This window comes from Streptomyces sp. NPDC004629 (genome assembly GCF_042873595.1).
Lineage (GTDB): Bacteria > Actinomycetota > Actinomycetes > Streptomycetales > Streptomycetaceae > Streptomyces.
The window spans coordinates 74,446-89,895 of the sequence record NZ_JBIALO010000021.1; the positions used below are offsets into that span (position 1 = coordinate 74,446).

The window sequence follows — 15,450 nt, forward strand, 5'->3', positions numbered from 1 at the left end:
GGAACTGCGCGACCGGCCACGTCGGCGCCGCAGTCGACGGACGGCGCGGTAGGGCCCTTCGCGGGGCGGGGGTCGGCTTGCTTGTGTAGGCGGTCCGGCTCGTGGGGCCGTGGGCTGGCTCGCGAGCGGGCGAGCAGGTTCGCTGCGGTTCGGGCAGCGCCCCAAAGGGGCGCGGGGAACTGCGCGACCGGCCACGTCGGCGCCGCAGTCGACGGACGGCGTGGTCGGGCCCTTCGCGGGGCGGGGGTCGGCTTGCTTGTGTAGGCGGTCCGGCTCGTGGGGCCGTGGGCTGGCTCGCGAGCGGGCGAGCAGGTTCGCCGCGGTTCGGGCAGCGCCCCGAAGGGGCGCGGGGAACTGCGCGACCGGCCACGTCGGCGCCGCAGCCGACCGACGACGCAGCACGGCCCCCGCGGAGCGCTCGCGCTCGCGCTCGCGGTCAGATCGTGAACGCCGCCGTGCGGGCGGTCCGCCGGGCGAACACCTCCGCCCGGCGGTCCGCCACCTGCCGCAGCGCCTCCTTGCGGTCCCGCTGGGAGAGCCGGTCCAGATACAGCCGCCCGTTCACATGGTCGGTCTCGTGGGCGAGGCAGCGCGCGAAGTACCCCGTGCCCTCGATGACGAGCGGCCGGCCGTCCCGGTCCAGGCCGCGCACCACGGCCCGGTCCGGGCGCGGCACCTCCATCACGGCGCCCGGCACGGACAGACAGCCCTCGTCCCCGTCGAGCAGCCGCCGGCCGGCCGGGTCGATGCCGTCCAGCACGGGGTTGACGATGTGCCCGACATGCCGGACCCCGTCGTCGTCGGGGCAGTCGTAGACGAACAGTCTGAGGCCGACGCCGACTTGGTTGGCCGCCAGTCCGGCGCCCTCGGCGACGTACATCGTCAGGAACATGTCGGCGATGAGCGCGGCGAGGTCGGGCCCGAACTCGGTGACGTCCCGGCAGGGCCTGTGCAGGACCTCCTCGCCGACCTCGGTGATCCGTCGGACCACACCCCGCCCGGCCTCGGGCGCGAGCCGCGGATACGAGTCGACGGGCCTGCCCTGGACGAAGACGCTCGGCATCTGCTGCCTCCCTGTGTTTGTGAGGATGCTGTGGGTGACGGGACTTCGGGGTTCCGGCCTGCCGGGCCCCTGCCTACCCTCCGGTTCTCATGACAACAGAACACGCCCAGCACTCCCAGGAGCACGTCGGACACTCCCGCAGACGCTTCCTGGCCGCCGCGGGCGGGGTGGCGGCCGGGGGAGCGGCCGCCACCCTGGGCACGGCGGGACGCGCCGCCGCGGCCCCCGGCACCGCAGGCAAGCGTGTCGCCGTCCTGGGCGGCGGCGTCTCGGGTCTCAGCGCCGCCCACGAGCTGGCCGAACGCGGCTACGCCGTCACCGTCTACGAGTACTACGACGCCCTCGGCGGCAAGGCCCGCTCGATGGACGTCCCCGGCACGGGTACCGGCGGCCGCAGACCGCTCCCCGGTGAGCACGGCTTCCGGTTCTTCCCCGGTTTCTACCGGAACCTGCCGGACACGATGCGCCGCATCCCCTTCCCCGGCAACGCGGGCGGAGTCCGCGACAACCTCCGCGGCGGCACGGAGGCGCTGTTCGCGCGCGGAGCCGGCCGCCCCGATCTCCACTTCCCGCTGCGCCGGGCCACCACCCCGCCCGCGCCGGGCGACCTCACCCCCTCCTGGATCCGCGACCAGATCCTGTCCGTCCTCGACCTCGGCACCCGCCTGCCCGCCCACGAGGCCGCCTACTTCGCCGGCCGCCTCCTCGTCCACCTCACGAGCTGCGACGCCCGCCGCGAGGGCCAGTGGGAGAAGGTCGCGTGGTGGGACTTCATCCGGTCCGGCGAGATGAGCCGCGAGTACCAGGTCCTCCTCGGCATCGGCCAGACCCGCAACCTGGTCGCCACCCGCGCCGAGATCGCCTCCACCCGCACGGTCGGCCGGGTCATCATCGAGGCCCTGCTGCTGTGGGGCCTGCTGGGCCGGGGCATGGACGGCGACGCCGACGTCGACCGCGTCCTCAACGCCCCCACGAGCGAGGCGTGGATCGATCCCTGGGAGACGTATCTGCGCTCCCGGGGAGTCGAGTTCGTGCTCGGCACCGAGGTGCGCGAGGTGGTCCACGAGGGCGGCCGGGTGACGGGGGTGCGCCTGCGCGCGCGTGAGGGCGGCGCGGAGCGCACCGCCACCGCCGACCACTACGTCTCCGCGCTCCCCGTCGAACACGCCCGCGCGACCTGGGGACGGGCCCTGCGCGCCGCCGACCCCCAGCTGGGCCGGTGCGACGCGCTGAAGACGGACTGGATGACCGGCGTCATGTTCTATCTGCGCACCCCGACGCCCGTCGTGCACGGGCACATCAACTGCATGGACTCGCCCTGGGCGGTGACCGCCGTCGGGCAGGCACAGTTCTGGGACGGGCGGGACTTCGCGCGTGACTACGGGGACGGGCAGGCCCACGACTGTCTTTCGGCCATCGTCTCGGAGTGGGACAAGCCCGGCATCCTGTACGGCAAGACGGCCCGTGAGTGCACCCGGGAGGAGATCGTCGCCGAGCTGTGGGCGCAGCTGAAGGACGGGCTGAACGACTCGGGCAAGACCACGCTCACGGACGAGGACCGGCTCGGCTGGTTCATGGACCCCGCGGTGTCGGGGCTCGGCGGCCCCGATCCGCAGAACCGCGAGCAGCTGCTCATCCATCCCACGGGCACGCTCTACAACCGCCCGTCGGCGAAGACCGCCGTGCCGAACTTCTTCCTCGCCGGGGACTACGTCCGCACGGATGTGGACCTGGCGACGATGGAGGGCGCCAACGAGTCGGCGCGACGGGCCGTCAACGCACTCCTGGATGCGGACAATTCGGACGCGGAACGCTGTCGGCTGTGGGAGCTGTTCCGTCCGCCGGAGCTGGAACCCCTCAAACGCCTCGACGAGGTGCGCTACCGGCTCGGCCTGCCCAACACCTTCGACCTGGGATGAGGCGGGAAGGGCCGCAGTCCCCGAGCGGCTGCGGCCCTCCCGGAAGCGGGCGTGGTCAGAGCACCCGTACCGCGCCGGACGGCGGGTCGTACGACAGCGGCCTCTCGACGACGCCCGTGGAGGGGTTCTGCGCGCCGACGAACATGCCGTCCCCGACGTACACCCCCACGTGGTAGGCGCTGCCCGCGCCGCCCCAGTACAGGATGTCGCCCGGCTGGAGGTTGCTCAGCGAGACCTGGGTGCCCGCGGTCGACTGGTCCTGGGAGACACGCGGCAGGCTGATGCCGACCTGCTTGAAGGCGGTCTGCACGAGCCCGGAGCAGTCGTAGGCGGACGGGCCGGTGGCGCCGGAGACATACGCCTTGCCGACCTGGGCCTTCACGAACGAGACGACCGCAGCGGCCGAACCGGTCGCCGTGGAACTGCCGGTGGAGACGCTCGCGGAGGCGCCCGAGCCGGAGTCGGAGGTGGAGGTGGAGGCGCTCAGCGTGGTGCGCTCGGCGGTGCGTGAGGCGCGCTCGGCGGCGGCCTCGCGGGCGGCCTCCTCGGCCTTCTTCTTCTTTGCCTCGGCCTTCTTCTTGGCGTCGGCAAGGTCCGCCTTGGCCTGCTTCGCGGCCTTTGCGGCGGCCGCGTCGCGCTCGGCCTGGAGCTGGTAGTTCGCGGCGGCCTGCTGTGTGACCTCCGCGGACTGGGCGACCTGGACGGCCATGTCGGCGGTCAGGGTGGGCAGTTCGAGGGTCTGCGTCACGGGTTCGGCTGCGTTCGCCGAACCGGACGCACCGGCGACTGCCAGGGTGCCGAGGACGCCACCGGCAACTCCGGCCCGCATCGCCATTTTCGAAGCGCTGCGGCGGGGCTTCCGGTGGCTGGGTATGTGAGCGGTGTGGGACATGGGAACAAGCGGTACCAGGGGCTCCTTCATATCTTCAAGAAACGTGTGCTCTGCCACAGTTGCTCAATCGCGACGGCGAATCCCAGGCGTGTCACTCTTTATTGACGCCGTAACGGACATTGCGGACGCAGGTGATCAAGCCCGTGATCATGGGCTTTCGTCAATACGCCCGAATTGCCCCGCACCTACCATCCGTTGAGGCCCAGGCCAAGCTCCGCCCTCAGGCGGCTCTCATCGATGTGGCAGAGGTCACGGAACGGTTACCGTCGCGGTCGCGTCCGGTGTCCGGTTTGCGCCCTGTCGACTTCGTGAACGCGTGCACGCGTCCACATCCCGTCCCGCGCCTCCCTCTGATGTGTGAACGCGCTCCACTATCAGGACGTCCGGTCCAGCACCAATTTGCATGCAAGGGAAGTCTCTTGATATGGAGACGCCCCCTCTCGCCTGGGATGACGAGCGGAAATATCACCTCTGGTGATCACTCGGACGCTTCGCGTGCGAAGATCACCGCTCATCCGACTTCATGATCCTTCGTCAGGTGGTGGAGATCACAAAGCTCATGCAATACCCCGTGTCGCAGATCACAGAGTGGCGGGCATAAGATGCGAGGCAGTTGGGCTTGTGACCTGCTTCACATGTTCTCGATCTTCGCCCTGGACTAGCGGGGTTCGTGGGACCGGTGGGGCGGATGTGAGCCCGATGCCAACCGCCAGCAGTCAGTGCCGACTGAGAGGAGCGAGGAGCGGTGAACGCGTATGCGCCCATCCTCGTACTGGGAGCCCTCGGGGCAGGCTTTGCGATCTTCTCCGTGGTCATGGCCACGCTGATCGGGCCCAAGCGGTACAACCGCGCCAAGATCGAAGCCTACGAGTGCGGCATCGAGCCGACCCCCACGCCGGCCGGCGGCGGGCGCTTCCCGATCAAGTACTACCTGACGGCGATGCTCTTCATCGTCTTCGACATCGAGATCGTCTTCCTCTACCCCTGGGCCGTCACCTTCGACGCCCTGGGTGTTTTCGGGCTCGTGGAGATGCTGCTCTTCGTGCTCACCGTCTTCGTCGCGTACGCGTACGTATGGCGGCGCGGCGGCCTGGAATGGGACTGAGGGGCCTTAGGACATGGGACTCGAAGAAAAGCTGCCGAGCGGATTCCTGCTGACCACCGTCGAGCAGGCCGCGGGCTGGGTGCGTAAGTCGTCCGTCTTCCCTGCGACGTTCGGCCTCGCCTGCTGTGCCATCGAGATGATGACGACCGGCGCCGGCCGCTACGACCTGGCGCGCTTCGGCATGGAGGTCTTCCGCGGCTCACCGCGCCAGGCGGACCTCATGATCGTCGCGGGTCGGGTCAGCCAGAAGATGGCGCCGGTGCTGCGTCAGGTCTACGACCAGATGCCCAACCCGAAGTGGGTGATCTCCATGGGCGTCTGCGCCTCCTCGGGCGGCATGTTCAACAACTACGCGATCGTCCAGGGCGTCGACCACATCGTCCCCGTCGACATCTATCTCCCCGGCTGCCCGCCCCGGCCCGAGATGCTGATGGACGCGATCCTCAAGCTCCACCGGAAGATCCAGTCCTCCAAGCTGGGCGTGAACGCCGAGGAAGCGGCCCGCGAGGCGGAGGAAGCGGCGCTCAAGGCCCTGCCCACGATCGAGATGAAGGGGCTGCTGCGATGAGCGACGCGAACGGCACCGGCGGCGCGAACGGCGTGAACCCCGAGAAGGACCTCGCCGCCTCCAACCTCCCCGGCCGTCGCGGCGAGGGCGGTGAGGAGATCCGCGTCCAGCGCGGCATGTTCGGCGCCAACAACGGCGGTGACACCTCCGGCTACGGCGGCCTGGTGCGTTCGGTCCGACTCCCGGGACCGGCCGCCCGCCCCTACGGCGGCTGGTTCGACGAGGTCGCCGACGAACTCGAAGGAGCCCTGGAGGAGCAGGGACTCGTCCCGGACAACGCCATCGAGAAGACGGTCGTGGACCGGGGCGAGCTGACCTTCCACATCGAGCGCGAGCACCTGGTCCGGGTCGCCCGCACCCTGCGCGACGACCCGGCCCTGCGCTTCGAGCTGTGCACCGGCGTCAGCGGCGTCCACTACCCGCACGACAAGGGCCGCGAGCTGCACGCCGTCTACCACCTGCGCTCGCTCACCCACAACCGGCTGATCCGCCTCGAAGTCAGCGCCCCGGACAGCGAGCCGCACATCCCGTCGCTCGTCGCCGTCTACCCGACCAACGACTGGCACGAGCGCGAGACCTACGACTTCTTCGGCATCGTCTTCGACGGTCATCCGGCCCTGACCCGGATCATGATGCCGGACGACTGGCAGGGCCATCCGCAGCGCAAGGACTACCCCCTCGGCGGCATTCCCGTCGAGTACAAGGGCGCCCAGATCCCGGCTCCGGACCAGCGGAGGTCTTACTCGTGAGCACGCAGTCAGCATCCGCGGCGTCGGCGGCTTCGGCGCGTGAGACCACCGAGGGCACCGTATATACGGTCACCGGTGGCGACTGGGACGAGGTCGTCCAGACGGCGGCCCGCGCCGACGACGAACGCATCGTCGTCAACATGGGACCCCAGCACCCCTCCACCCACGGAGTGCTCCGGCTCATCCTGGAGATCGAGGGCGAGACGGTCACCGAGGCCCGCTGCGGCATCGGCTACCTGCACACCGGCATCGAGAAGAACCTCGAATACCGGACGTGGACACAGGGCACCACGTTCGTGACGCGCATGGACTACCTGACGTCCTTCTTCAACGAGACCGCCTACTGCCTCGCCGTCGAGAAGCTCCTCGGCATCGAGGACGACATCACCGAGCGGGCCAAGATCATCCGAGTGCTCCTGATGGAGCTGAACCGGATGTCCTCCCACCTGGTGTGCATCGCCACCGGCGGCATGGAGCTGGGCGCCACCACGATCATGATCTACGGCTTCCGTGACCGTGAAATGATCCTCGACATCTACGAGCTCATCACGGGCCTGAGGATGAACCACGCGTACATCCGGCCCGGCGGACTCGCCCAGGACCTGCCGCCCGGCGCGGTGGACCAGATCCGCGAGTTCGTGAAGAAGATGAAGAAGAACCTCCCGGAGTACGACAAGCTCGCCACCGGGAACCCCATCTTCAAGGGCCGCATGCAGGACATCGGCCACCTCGACCTGGCCGGCTGCATGGCCCTCGGCGCCACCGGCCCGATCCTGCGCTCCACCGGCCTGCCGCACGACCTGCGCAAGGCGCAGCCGTACTGCGACTACGAGACGTACGAATTCGACGTCCCGACCGCCGACAGCTGCGACGCCTACGGGCGCTTCCTGGTCCGCCTTGAGGAGATGCGCCAGTCGCTCAGGATCGTGGAGCAGTGCCTGGACCGGCTCCAGCCGGGACCGGTCATGGTCGCCGACAAGAAGATCGCCTGGCCCGCCCAGCTCGCCCTGGGACCGGACGGGCTCGGCAACTCCCTCGACCACATCAAGAAGATCATGGGCACCTCCATGGAGGCTCTGATCCACCACTTCAAGCTCGTCACGGAGGGCTTCCGCGTCCCGCCGGGACAGACGTACGCGGCGGTCGAGTCGCCCAAGGGCGAGCTCGGGGTGCACGCCGTCTCCGATGGCGGCACTCGCCCCTTCCGGGTCCACTTCCGGGACCCGTCCTTCACCAACCTGCAGGCCATGGCGGCGATGTGCGAGGGCGGCCAGGTCGCCGACGTGATCGTCGCCGTCGCGTCCATCGACCCCGTGATGGGAGGCGTCGACCGGTGACCACCTCTTCTTCGGAGCGGGGCGTCAGCCTGGGCATGCCCGAACTGCCCGCGCCCGCGTACCCGGACGACGTACGGGCCCGGCTGGAGGCAGACGCGCGCGAGGTCATCGCGCGCTACCCCGACTCCCGCTCCGCCCTGCTGCCGCTGCTGCACCTCGTGCAGTCGGAGGAGGGCCACGTCACGCGCACCGGGATGCAGTTCTGCGCGGACATGCTGGGGCTGACCACGGCCGAGGTCACCGCGGTCGCCACCTTCTACACCATGTACCGGCGCAGGCCGTCCGGTGACTACCAGGTGGGCGTGTGCACCAACACGCTCTGCGCGGTGATGGGCGGCGACGCGATCTTCGAGACGCTCCAGGAGCACCTGGGTGTAGGCAACGGCGAGACCACCGACGACGGCAAGGTCACCCTGGAGCACATCGAGTGCAACGCGGCCTGCGACTTCGCGCCGGTCGTGATGGTCAACTGGGAGTTCTTCGACGACCAGACCCCGGCGAGCGCCAAGCGCCTGGTCGACGACCTCCGCGGGGACCGGCCCGTGCAGCCCACGCGCGGGGCCCGGCTGTGCACCTTCAAGGAGACCGCGCGGATTCTGGCCGGCTTCCCCGACGAGCGGCCCGGGGCCGTCGAGGAGGGCGGCAGTGCGGGACCCGCGTCGCTGGTGGGCCTTCGCCTGGCAAGGGGAGAGGCCGCACCCGCGCGCGTGGTCCATCCGCGCGGCGGTCCGCAGGAGGTGCCGCAGGACACGGTGCACGAGCCGTCACCGGCCGAACACCTCAGTTCCCATGACGCGCCGCAGGAGACATCGGCATCCGACCCGGCCCACCCGGCAGGGCCTACCGCCGAGGAGGGGGAGTGATGACCGTGGCAGCCGAACTCAAGGACCACAGCCCCGAGAAGCTGCTCGCACCCGTGCTGTCGGCCTTCTGGGACGAGGACAGGTCCTGGACGCTGGACGTGTACCGAAGGCACGAGGGATACGAGGGGCTGCGCACGGCGCTCGCCATGTCGCCGGACGACCTGATCGCGTATGTCAAGGACTCCGGTCTGCGCGGGCGCGGCGGCGCGGGGTTCCCGACGGGAATGAAATGGCAGTTCATTCCCCAGGGTGATGGAAAACCGCACTATCTAGTTGTCAACGCCGACGAATCGGAGCCCGGGACGTGCAAGGACATCCCGCTCCTCTTCGCGAACCCGCATAGCCTCATCGAGGGCATTGTCATCGCGTGTTATGCCATCAGGTCGTCGCATGCCTTCATCTATCTGCGTGGTGAAGTCGTCCCCGTTCTGCGGCGGTTGCACGAGGCCGTGCGCGAGGCCTACGCGGCCGGCTACCTCGGCGAGAACATCCTGGGCAGCGGACTCGACCTCGAACTCACCGTGCACGCCGGCGCCGGCGCGTACATCTGCGGTGAGGAGACCGCGCTGCTCGACTCGCTCGAAGGCCGCCGCGGCCAACCGCGGCTGCGTCCCCCTTTCCCTGCTGTCGAAGGGCTCTATGCCTGCCCGACTGTGGTGAATAACGTCGAATCCATCGCGTCGGTTCCCGCCATCCTGAAAAACGGCAAGGAATGGTTCAGGTCGATGGGCAGCGAGAAGTCCCCCGGCTTCACGCTCTACTCGCTCAGCGGCCACGTCGCGAGCCCCGGCCAGTACGAGGCGCCGCTCGGCATCACCCTGCGCCAGCTCCTGGAAATGAGCGGCGGGATGCGTCCCGGCCACCGCCTCAAGTTCTGGACGCCGGGCGGCTCCTCGACGCCGATGTTCACCGACGAGCACCTCGACGTCCCCCTTGATTACGAAGGAGTGGGCGCCGCGGGTTCCATGCTCGGCACCAAGGCCCTGCAGTGCTTCGACGAGACGACCTGCGTCGTGCGCGCGGTGACCCGCTGGACCGAGTTCTACGCCCACGAGTCCTGCGGCAAGTGCACCCCCTGCCGCGAAGGAACGTACTGGCTCGTGCAGTTGCTGCGGGACATCGAGGCCGGCAAGGGCGCCATGACCGACCTCGACAAGCTCGCCGACATCGCCGACAACATCAACGGCAAGTCCTTCTGCGCCCTCGGCGACGGCGCCGCCTCGCCGATCTTCTCCTCGCTCAAGTACTTCCGCGAGGAGTACGAGCAGCACATCACGGGCCGGGGCTGCCCCTTCGACCCGGCCAAGTCGACTGCCTGGGCCGACCGCCCGGAGGTGAACGCATGACCGTGACCACCAGCGCTCCCTCAGGCGGGGGAGAAGCGGCGGTCCCGCCGGAGGACCTCGTCACGCTGACGATCGACGGCGTCGAGATCAGCGTGCCCAAGGGCACCCTGGTCATCCGGGCCGCGGAGCAACTCGGCATCGAGATCCCCCGCTTCTGCGACCATCCCCTCCTCGACCCGGTCGGCGCCTGCCGGCAGTGCATCGTGGAGGTCGAGGGCCAGCGCAAGCCCATGGCGTCCTGCACGATCACCTGCACCGACGGGATGGTGGTGAAGACCCACCTCACCTCGCCGGTCGCCGAGAAGGCCCAGCACGGCGTGATGGAGCTGCTGCTCATCAACCATCCGCTGGACTGCCCGGTCTGCGACAAGGGCGGCGAGTGCCCGCTGCAGAACCAGGCGATGTCGCACGGCAACGCCGAGTCCCGCTTCGAGGGGCGCAAGCGGACCTACGAGAAGCCCGTCCCCATCTCCACGCAGGTGCTGCTCGACCGCGAACGCTGCGTGCTGTGCGCACGCTGCACCCGGTTCTCCAACCAGATCGCGGGCGACCCGATGATCGAGTTGGTCGAGCGGGGCGCGCTCCAGCAGGTCGGCACCGGCGAGGGCGACCCCTTCGAGTCGTACTTCTCCGGGAACACCATCCAGATCTGCCCGGTCGGCGCGCTCACGTCGGCGGCCTACCGGTTCCGCTCCCGCCCGTTCGACCTGGTGTCCTCGCCGTCCGTGTGCGAGCACTGCTCCGGCGGCTGCGCGACGCGCACGGACCACCGGCGCGGCAAGGTCATGCGGCGGCTCGCCGCACTCGACCCCGAGGTCAACGAGGAGTGGATCTGCGACAAGGGGCGGTTCGCCTTCCGGTACGCCCAGTTGAAGGACCGGCTCGACACCCCGTTGGTGCGCAACGCGGAGGGCGAACTGGAGCCGGCGTCCTGGCCGGACGCCCTGCAGATCGCCGCCCAGGGGCTGCTGGCGTCGCGCGGCAGGACCGGCGTCCTCACCGGCGGCCGGCTGACCGTCGAGGACGCGTACGCCTACAGCAAGTTCGCGCGCGTGGCGCTCGACACCAACGACATCGACTTCCGCGCGCGCGTGCACAGCAGTGAGGAGGCCGACTTCCTGGCCTCCCGAGTCGCCGGCCGCGGCCGTGACCTCGACGGTACGGGTGCCACGTACGCCTCTTTGGAGAAGGCGCCCGCCGTCCTGCTGGTCGGCTTCGAGTCGGAGGAGGAGGCGCCCGGCGTCTTCCTGCGGCTGCGCAAGGCCTGGCGCAAGCACAAGCAGCAGGTGTTCTCGCTGGCCACATACGCCACCCGGGGCCTGGAGAAGGCCGGCGGCACGCTGCTGGCCGCGGCTCCGGGCACCGAGACCGAATGGCTGGACGCGCTCGCCAGCGGCTTCGGTCTGGAAGGGGCCGGGACCAGCGCGGCCGAGGCGTTGCGCGCCGAGGGCGCGGTGATCGTCGTCGGAGAGCGGCTGGCCGGGGTGGCCGGCGGCCTCACCGCCGCCGTGCGGGCCGCGTCCGCGACCGGCGCACGGCTGGTGTGGATCCCGCGCCGGGCCGGGGAGCGCGGGGCGATCGAGGCGGGTGCGCTGCCGTCGCTGCTGCCCGGCGGCCGTCCGGCGACCGACCCGCGCGCGCGTGAGGAGGTCGCGGCGGTCTGGGGCCTGTCCGAACTCCCGCACCGCTACGGCCGCGACACCGGCGAGATCGTGGCCGCCGCCGCGAGCGGCGAACTGCAGGCGCTGCTCGTCGCGGGCGTGGAGATCGCCGACCTGCCCGATCCGGCACGCGCGCGTGCGGCGCTGTCCGAGGCCGGCTTCGTGGTGTCGCTGGAGCTGCGGCCCAGCGAGGTCAGCGAGCACGCCGATGTCGTGCTCCCGGTCGCCGCGGTCGCCGAGAAGGCGGGCACCTTCCTCAACTGGGAGGGCCGGGTCCGTTTCTTCGAGGCAGCGCTCAAGCCCGACCAGATGACCCGGCGGCTGCCGCCGACCGACGCGCGCGTCCTGCAGATGCTGGCCGACGCCATGGACGTCCACCTGGGCCTGCCGGACCTGCGCACCACGCGCGCGGAACTGGACCGGCTCGGCGGCTGGGACGGACCGTGGGCATCCGAGCCGCTGGAGACGGCCTTCACGCCGCCGCGTCCGGCCGCCGGTGAGGCACTGCTCGCCGGGCACCGGCTGCTGCTCGACCAGGGTGCCCTGCAACAGGGAGACGAGGCGCTGGCCGGAACCCGGCACGCGGCACGCGCGCGCGTGTCGGCCGCGACGGCCGCCGAAGCGGGCGTCGCGGACGGCGACGTCCTCACCGTGACCGGCCCCGCCGGGGCGGTCGAACTCCCCCTTCAGGTCACCGAGATGCCCGACCGGGTGGTGTGGCTCCCGCTGAACTCCGTGGGCGGCGGCGTCGCCTCCGACACCGGGGCCCGGCCCGGCTCCCTCGTCCGTATCGGCCCGGCGACGCCCGCCGACCAGGCCCCCAAGGAGGTGGAGGCATGAGCCCGTACTTCGCCGCTGAAGACCTCTCGATGTTCGGCACCGACCCCTGGTGGCTGGTCGTCGTCAAGGCGGTGTTCTGCTTCGCCTTCCTGATGGTGACCGTGCTGTTCTCCATCGTGTGGGAACGCAAGGTCGTCGCCTGGATGCAGCTGCGCATCGGCCCCAACCGGCACGGCCCGTGGGGCATGCTCCAGTCGCTCGCCGACGGCATCAAGCTGATGCTCAAGGAGGACGTCGTCGTCAGACGCGCGGACAAGGTGGTCTACGTCCTCGCGCCGATCGTCGCCGCCATCCCGGCGTTCATGGCGATCGCGGTGATCCCCTTCGGCCCGGCCGGCAACGAGGTCTCGATCTTCGGCCACCGCACCACGATGCAGCTCACCGACCTGCCGATCGCGATGCTGTACATCCTCGCGGTCGCCTCGGTCGGCATCTACGGCATCGTCCTCGCCGGCTGGAGCTCCGGATCGACCTACCCGCTCCTCGGCGGCCTGCGCTCCTGCGCGCAGATGATCTCCTACGAGATCGCCATGGGCGCCGCGTTCGCCTCGGTGTTCCTCTACTCGGGATCGATGTCGACGTCGACGATCGTCGAACGGCAGCACGACCAGTGGTACATCCTGCTGCTGCCGGTCTCCTTCATCCTCTACATCGTCACGATGGTCGGCGAGACCAACCGCGCCCCCTTCGACATGCCGGAGTCCGAGGGCGACCTGGTGGGCGGCTTCAACACCGAGTACTCGTCGATCAAGTTCGCGATGTTCATGCTCGCCGAGTACGTGAACATGGTGACGGTCTCGGCCGTGGCGACCACGCTCTTCCTCGGCGGCTGGCGGGCTCCGTGGCCGATCAGCACGTTCTGGGAGGGTGCGAACCACGGCTGGTGGCCGATGCTCTGGTTCGTCATCAAGGTCCAGTTGCTGTTGTTCTTCTTCATCTGGCTGCGCGGCACGCTCCCGCGCGTCCGCTACGACCAGCTGATGAAGCTCGGCTGGAAGGTCCTCATCCCGGTCTCCGTGGTGTGGCTGATGCTCGTCGCCTCCGTGCGGGCCCTGCGCAACGAGAACTACAACTTCACCGACATCGCCCTCTATGTGGGCGGTGGCGTCCTCACCCTGCTGCTTCTGTCCTTCGTCGTCGACATGTTCATGGAGAAGGCGAAGGCGGCCGAGCGGCCGACCGGGGAACCGGGATTCGACCCGATGGCGGGCGGATTCCCGGTGCCGCCGCTGCCCGGACAGGAGATGCCGCCGGTACCGAGGCGCCGCCCGCGCCGCGACCGGGAGCTGATTGTCAGTGGCGGGTCGGACACTGTCAGTGACGGATCTTCGGATGGAAAGGAGGCGTCCGATGGCTGAGGAGCCCAAGGAGGCCGGGCACACGTCGCCTGGTTTCCAGAACCCCGTGGCCGGCTTCGGCGTGACCTTCAAGGCCATGTTCAAGAAGCGGCTGACCGAGCAGTACCCGGAACAGAAGAAGACCACGGCCCCGCGGTTCCACGGACGGCACCAGCTCAACCGCCATCCGGACGGCCTGGAGAAGTGCATCGGCTGCGAGCTGTGCGCCTGGGCCTGCCCCGCCGACGCCATCTATGTGGAGGGCGCCGACAACACCGACGAGGAGCGCTACTCGCCGGGCGAGCGGTACGGCCGCGTCTACCAGATCAACTACGCCCGCTGCATCCTGTGCGGCCTGTGCATCGAGGCGTGCCCCACGCGCGCGCTCACGATGACCAACGAGTTCGAACTGGCCGACTCCAGCCGGGCCAACCTCATCTACACCAAGGAGCAACTGCTCGCCGGTCTCGACGAGGGCATGGTCGACACACCGCACTCGATCTTCCCGGGCATGGACGAGCAGGACTACTACCGCGGGCTCGTCACCGAGGCCGCGCCGGGCACCGTGCGCCAGGTCGCCGTCTCCAAGGGTGAGAAGCCCGAGGAGGAGGGGGTGCAGGCATGACCGCGCCACTCGCCGCGTACACCACCTCCACCGGGGAGGCCTTCCAGTTCTGGGTGCTCGGCACCATCGCCGTGCTCGGCGCCCTGGGCACCGTCTTCATGAAGAAGGCCGTGCACAGCGCGCTCTGCCTCGCCGGAACCATGATCGTCCTGGCGGTGTTCTACCTCGCCAACGGCGCCTACTTCCTGGGCATCGTGCAGATCGTCGTCTACACCGGCGCGATCATGATGCTGTTCCTGTTCGTGGTGATGCTCGTCGGCGTGACCGCGGCGGACTCTCTGAAGGAGACCATCAAGGGGCAGCGCTGGCTGGCCCTCCTGTGCGGACTCGGCTTCGGAGTCCTGCTGTTCGCGGGCATCGCGAACGCCTCCCTGAAGGAGTTCAACGGCACCGGCCGGGCGAACGCGAACGGCAATGTGGAGGGCCTCGCCTCCCTCATCTTCACCAAGTACGTCTTCGCCTTCGAGATCACCGGCGCACTGCTCATCACGGCCGCCGTCGGCGCCATGGTGCTCACCCACCGGGAGCGCACCGAGCGTGCCAAGACCCAGCGGGAGCTGGCCGAGCAGCGGGTGCGCGAGGGAGTGCACCTGCCGCCGCTGCCGGCCCCCGGTGTCTACGCCCGGCACAACGCGGTGGACATCGCGGGTCTGCTGCCCGACGGCACCCCGTCCGAGCTGACGGTCAACAAGACGCTGCGCGAGCGCGGCCAGATCCGTGACGTGTCGACGGAGGCGCTCAACGACCTGCGTGCCCTCGAACAGCGTGCGGAGGAGCGGCTGGAGCGTACCGAGATCGAGCCGTCGATCTCCAAGCGGCCCGAGGAGGCGTCGAAGTGAATCCCGTCAACTACCTCTACCTCGCCGCCTTGTTGTTCACGATCGGTGCCACGGGCGTCCTCATCAGGCGCAACGCGATCGTCGTGTTCATGTGCATCGAGCTGATGCTCAACGCGTGCAACCTGACACTCGTCACGTTCTCCCGGATGCACGGCAATCTCGACGGCCAGATCATCGCCTTCTTCACGATGGTCGTCGCCGCCGCGGAGGTCGTGGTCGGGCTCGCGATCATCGTGTCGCTGTTCCGTACCCGCCACTCGGCCTCGGTCGACGACGCCAGCCTGATGAAGCTGTAAGGGGCGCTGG

At 69.5% G+C, this 15,450-nt stretch carries 14 protein-coding genes; 12 read left to right on the top strand and 2 right to left on the bottom strand.

Features of this window, described 5'->3' with window-relative positions; genetic code table 11:
- Positions 1 to 436 precede the first annotated feature (436 nt).
- On the bottom strand, positions 437 to 1,063 hold the full coding sequence (gene def / locus ACFYTE_RS28585) for a peptide deformylase (protein ID WP_388716287.1): 627 nt from the start codon (positions 1,061 to 1,063) through the stop codon (positions 437 to 439).
- 89 nt (positions 1,064 to 1,152) lie between these two features.
- Between def and ACFYTE_RS28590 the strand changes: the two genes are divergently transcribed.
- Positions 1,153 to 2,982: an FAD-dependent oxidoreductase gene (locus ACFYTE_RS28590; protein ID WP_388716289.1), complete on the top strand. Its 1,830-nt coding sequence runs from the start codon at positions 1,153 to 1,155 to the stop codon at positions 2,980 to 2,982.
- 55 nt (positions 2,983 to 3,037) lie between these two features.
- On the opposite strand, the gene ACFYTE_RS28595 is transcribed toward ACFYTE_RS28590, so the two are convergent.
- On the bottom strand, positions 3,038 to 3,874 hold the full coding sequence (locus ACFYTE_RS28595) for a C40 family peptidase (protein ID WP_388716292.1): 837 nt from the start codon (positions 3,872 to 3,874) through the stop codon (positions 3,038 to 3,040).
- 745 nt (positions 3,875 to 4,619) lie between these two features.
- Between ACFYTE_RS28595 and ACFYTE_RS28600 the strand changes: the two genes are divergently transcribed.
- Genes ACFYTE_RS28600 through nuoK form a run of 11 tightly spaced genes read left to right on the top strand, consistent with a single transcriptional unit; the run spans position 4,620 to position 15,440 of the window.
- Complete coding sequence (locus tag ACFYTE_RS28600) at positions 4,620 to 4,979, top strand: NADH-quinone oxidoreductase subunit A (protein WP_388716294.1); 360 nt, start codon at positions 4,620 to 4,622, stop codon at positions 4,977 to 4,979.
- A 13-nt stretch (positions 4,980 to 4,992) separates the two neighbouring features.
- Positions 4,993 to 5,547: a NuoB/complex I 20 kDa subunit family protein gene (locus ACFYTE_RS28605; protein ID WP_388716297.1), complete on the top strand. Its 555-nt coding sequence runs from the start codon at positions 4,993 to 4,995 to the stop codon at positions 5,545 to 5,547.
- Positions 5,544 to 6,296 (top strand): NADH-quinone oxidoreductase subunit C, encoded by a 753-nt coding sequence (locus tag ACFYTE_RS28610; RefSeq protein WP_388716300.1) that lies wholly within the window; start codon positions 5,544 to 5,546, stop codon positions 6,294 to 6,296. Before ACFYTE_RS28605 ends, ACFYTE_RS28610 begins: the two co-directional genes overlap by 4 nt.
- Positions 6,293 to 7,633 carry an NADH-quinone oxidoreductase subunit D gene (locus ACFYTE_RS28615; protein ID WP_388716302.1) on the top strand — a complete coding sequence of 447 codons (1,341 nt, stop codon included), beginning with the start codon at positions 6,293 to 6,295 and terminating at the stop codon, positions 7,631 to 7,633. Before ACFYTE_RS28610 ends, ACFYTE_RS28615 begins: the two co-directional genes overlap by 4 nt.
- Positions 7,630 to 8,496, top strand: coding sequence for an NADH-quinone oxidoreductase subunit NuoE (gene nuoE, locus ACFYTE_RS28620; RefSeq protein WP_388716305.1), 867 nt, complete (start codon positions 7,630 to 7,632; stop codon positions 8,494 to 8,496). Before ACFYTE_RS28615 ends, nuoE begins: the two co-directional genes overlap by 4 nt.
- Complete coding sequence (gene nuoF / locus ACFYTE_RS28625) at positions 8,493 to 9,842, top strand: NADH-quinone oxidoreductase subunit NuoF (protein WP_388716308.1); 1,350 nt, start codon at positions 8,493 to 8,495, stop codon at positions 9,840 to 9,842. The genes nuoE and nuoF overlap by 4 nt, the downstream gene beginning before the upstream one ends.
- The gene (locus ACFYTE_RS28630; protein ID WP_388716311.1) at positions 9,839 to 12,343 is read left to right on the top strand and encodes an NADH-quinone oxidoreductase subunit G; all 2,505 of its coding nucleotides are present in this window, start codon (positions 9,839 to 9,841) and stop codon (positions 12,341 to 12,343) included. The genes nuoF and ACFYTE_RS28630 overlap by 4 nt, the downstream gene beginning before the upstream one ends.
- Positions 12,340 to 13,701 carry an NADH-quinone oxidoreductase subunit NuoH gene (gene nuoH, locus ACFYTE_RS28635; RefSeq protein ID WP_388716315.1) on the top strand — a complete coding sequence of 454 codons (1,362 nt, stop codon included), beginning with the start codon at positions 12,340 to 12,342 and terminating at the stop codon, positions 13,699 to 13,701. Before ACFYTE_RS28630 ends, nuoH begins: the two co-directional genes overlap by 4 nt.
- The gene (gene nuoI / locus ACFYTE_RS28640) at positions 13,694 to 14,305 is read left to right on the top strand and encodes an NADH-quinone oxidoreductase subunit NuoI (protein ID WP_388716317.1); all 612 of its coding nucleotides are present in this window, start codon (positions 13,694 to 13,696) and stop codon (positions 14,303 to 14,305) included. Before nuoH ends, nuoI begins: the two co-directional genes overlap by 8 nt.
- The gene (locus ACFYTE_RS28645; RefSeq protein ID WP_388716320.1) at positions 14,302 to 15,144 is read left to right on the top strand and encodes an NADH-quinone oxidoreductase subunit J; all 843 of its coding nucleotides are present in this window, start codon (positions 14,302 to 14,304) and stop codon (positions 15,142 to 15,144) included. Before nuoI ends, ACFYTE_RS28645 begins: the two co-directional genes overlap by 4 nt.
- Positions 15,141 to 15,440, top strand: coding sequence for an NADH-quinone oxidoreductase subunit NuoK (gene nuoK / locus ACFYTE_RS28650; RefSeq protein ID WP_351737198.1), 300 nt, complete (start codon positions 15,141 to 15,143; stop codon positions 15,438 to 15,440). Before ACFYTE_RS28645 ends, nuoK begins: the two co-directional genes overlap by 4 nt.
- The last annotated feature ends 10 nt before the right edge of the window (positions 15,441 to 15,450 follow it).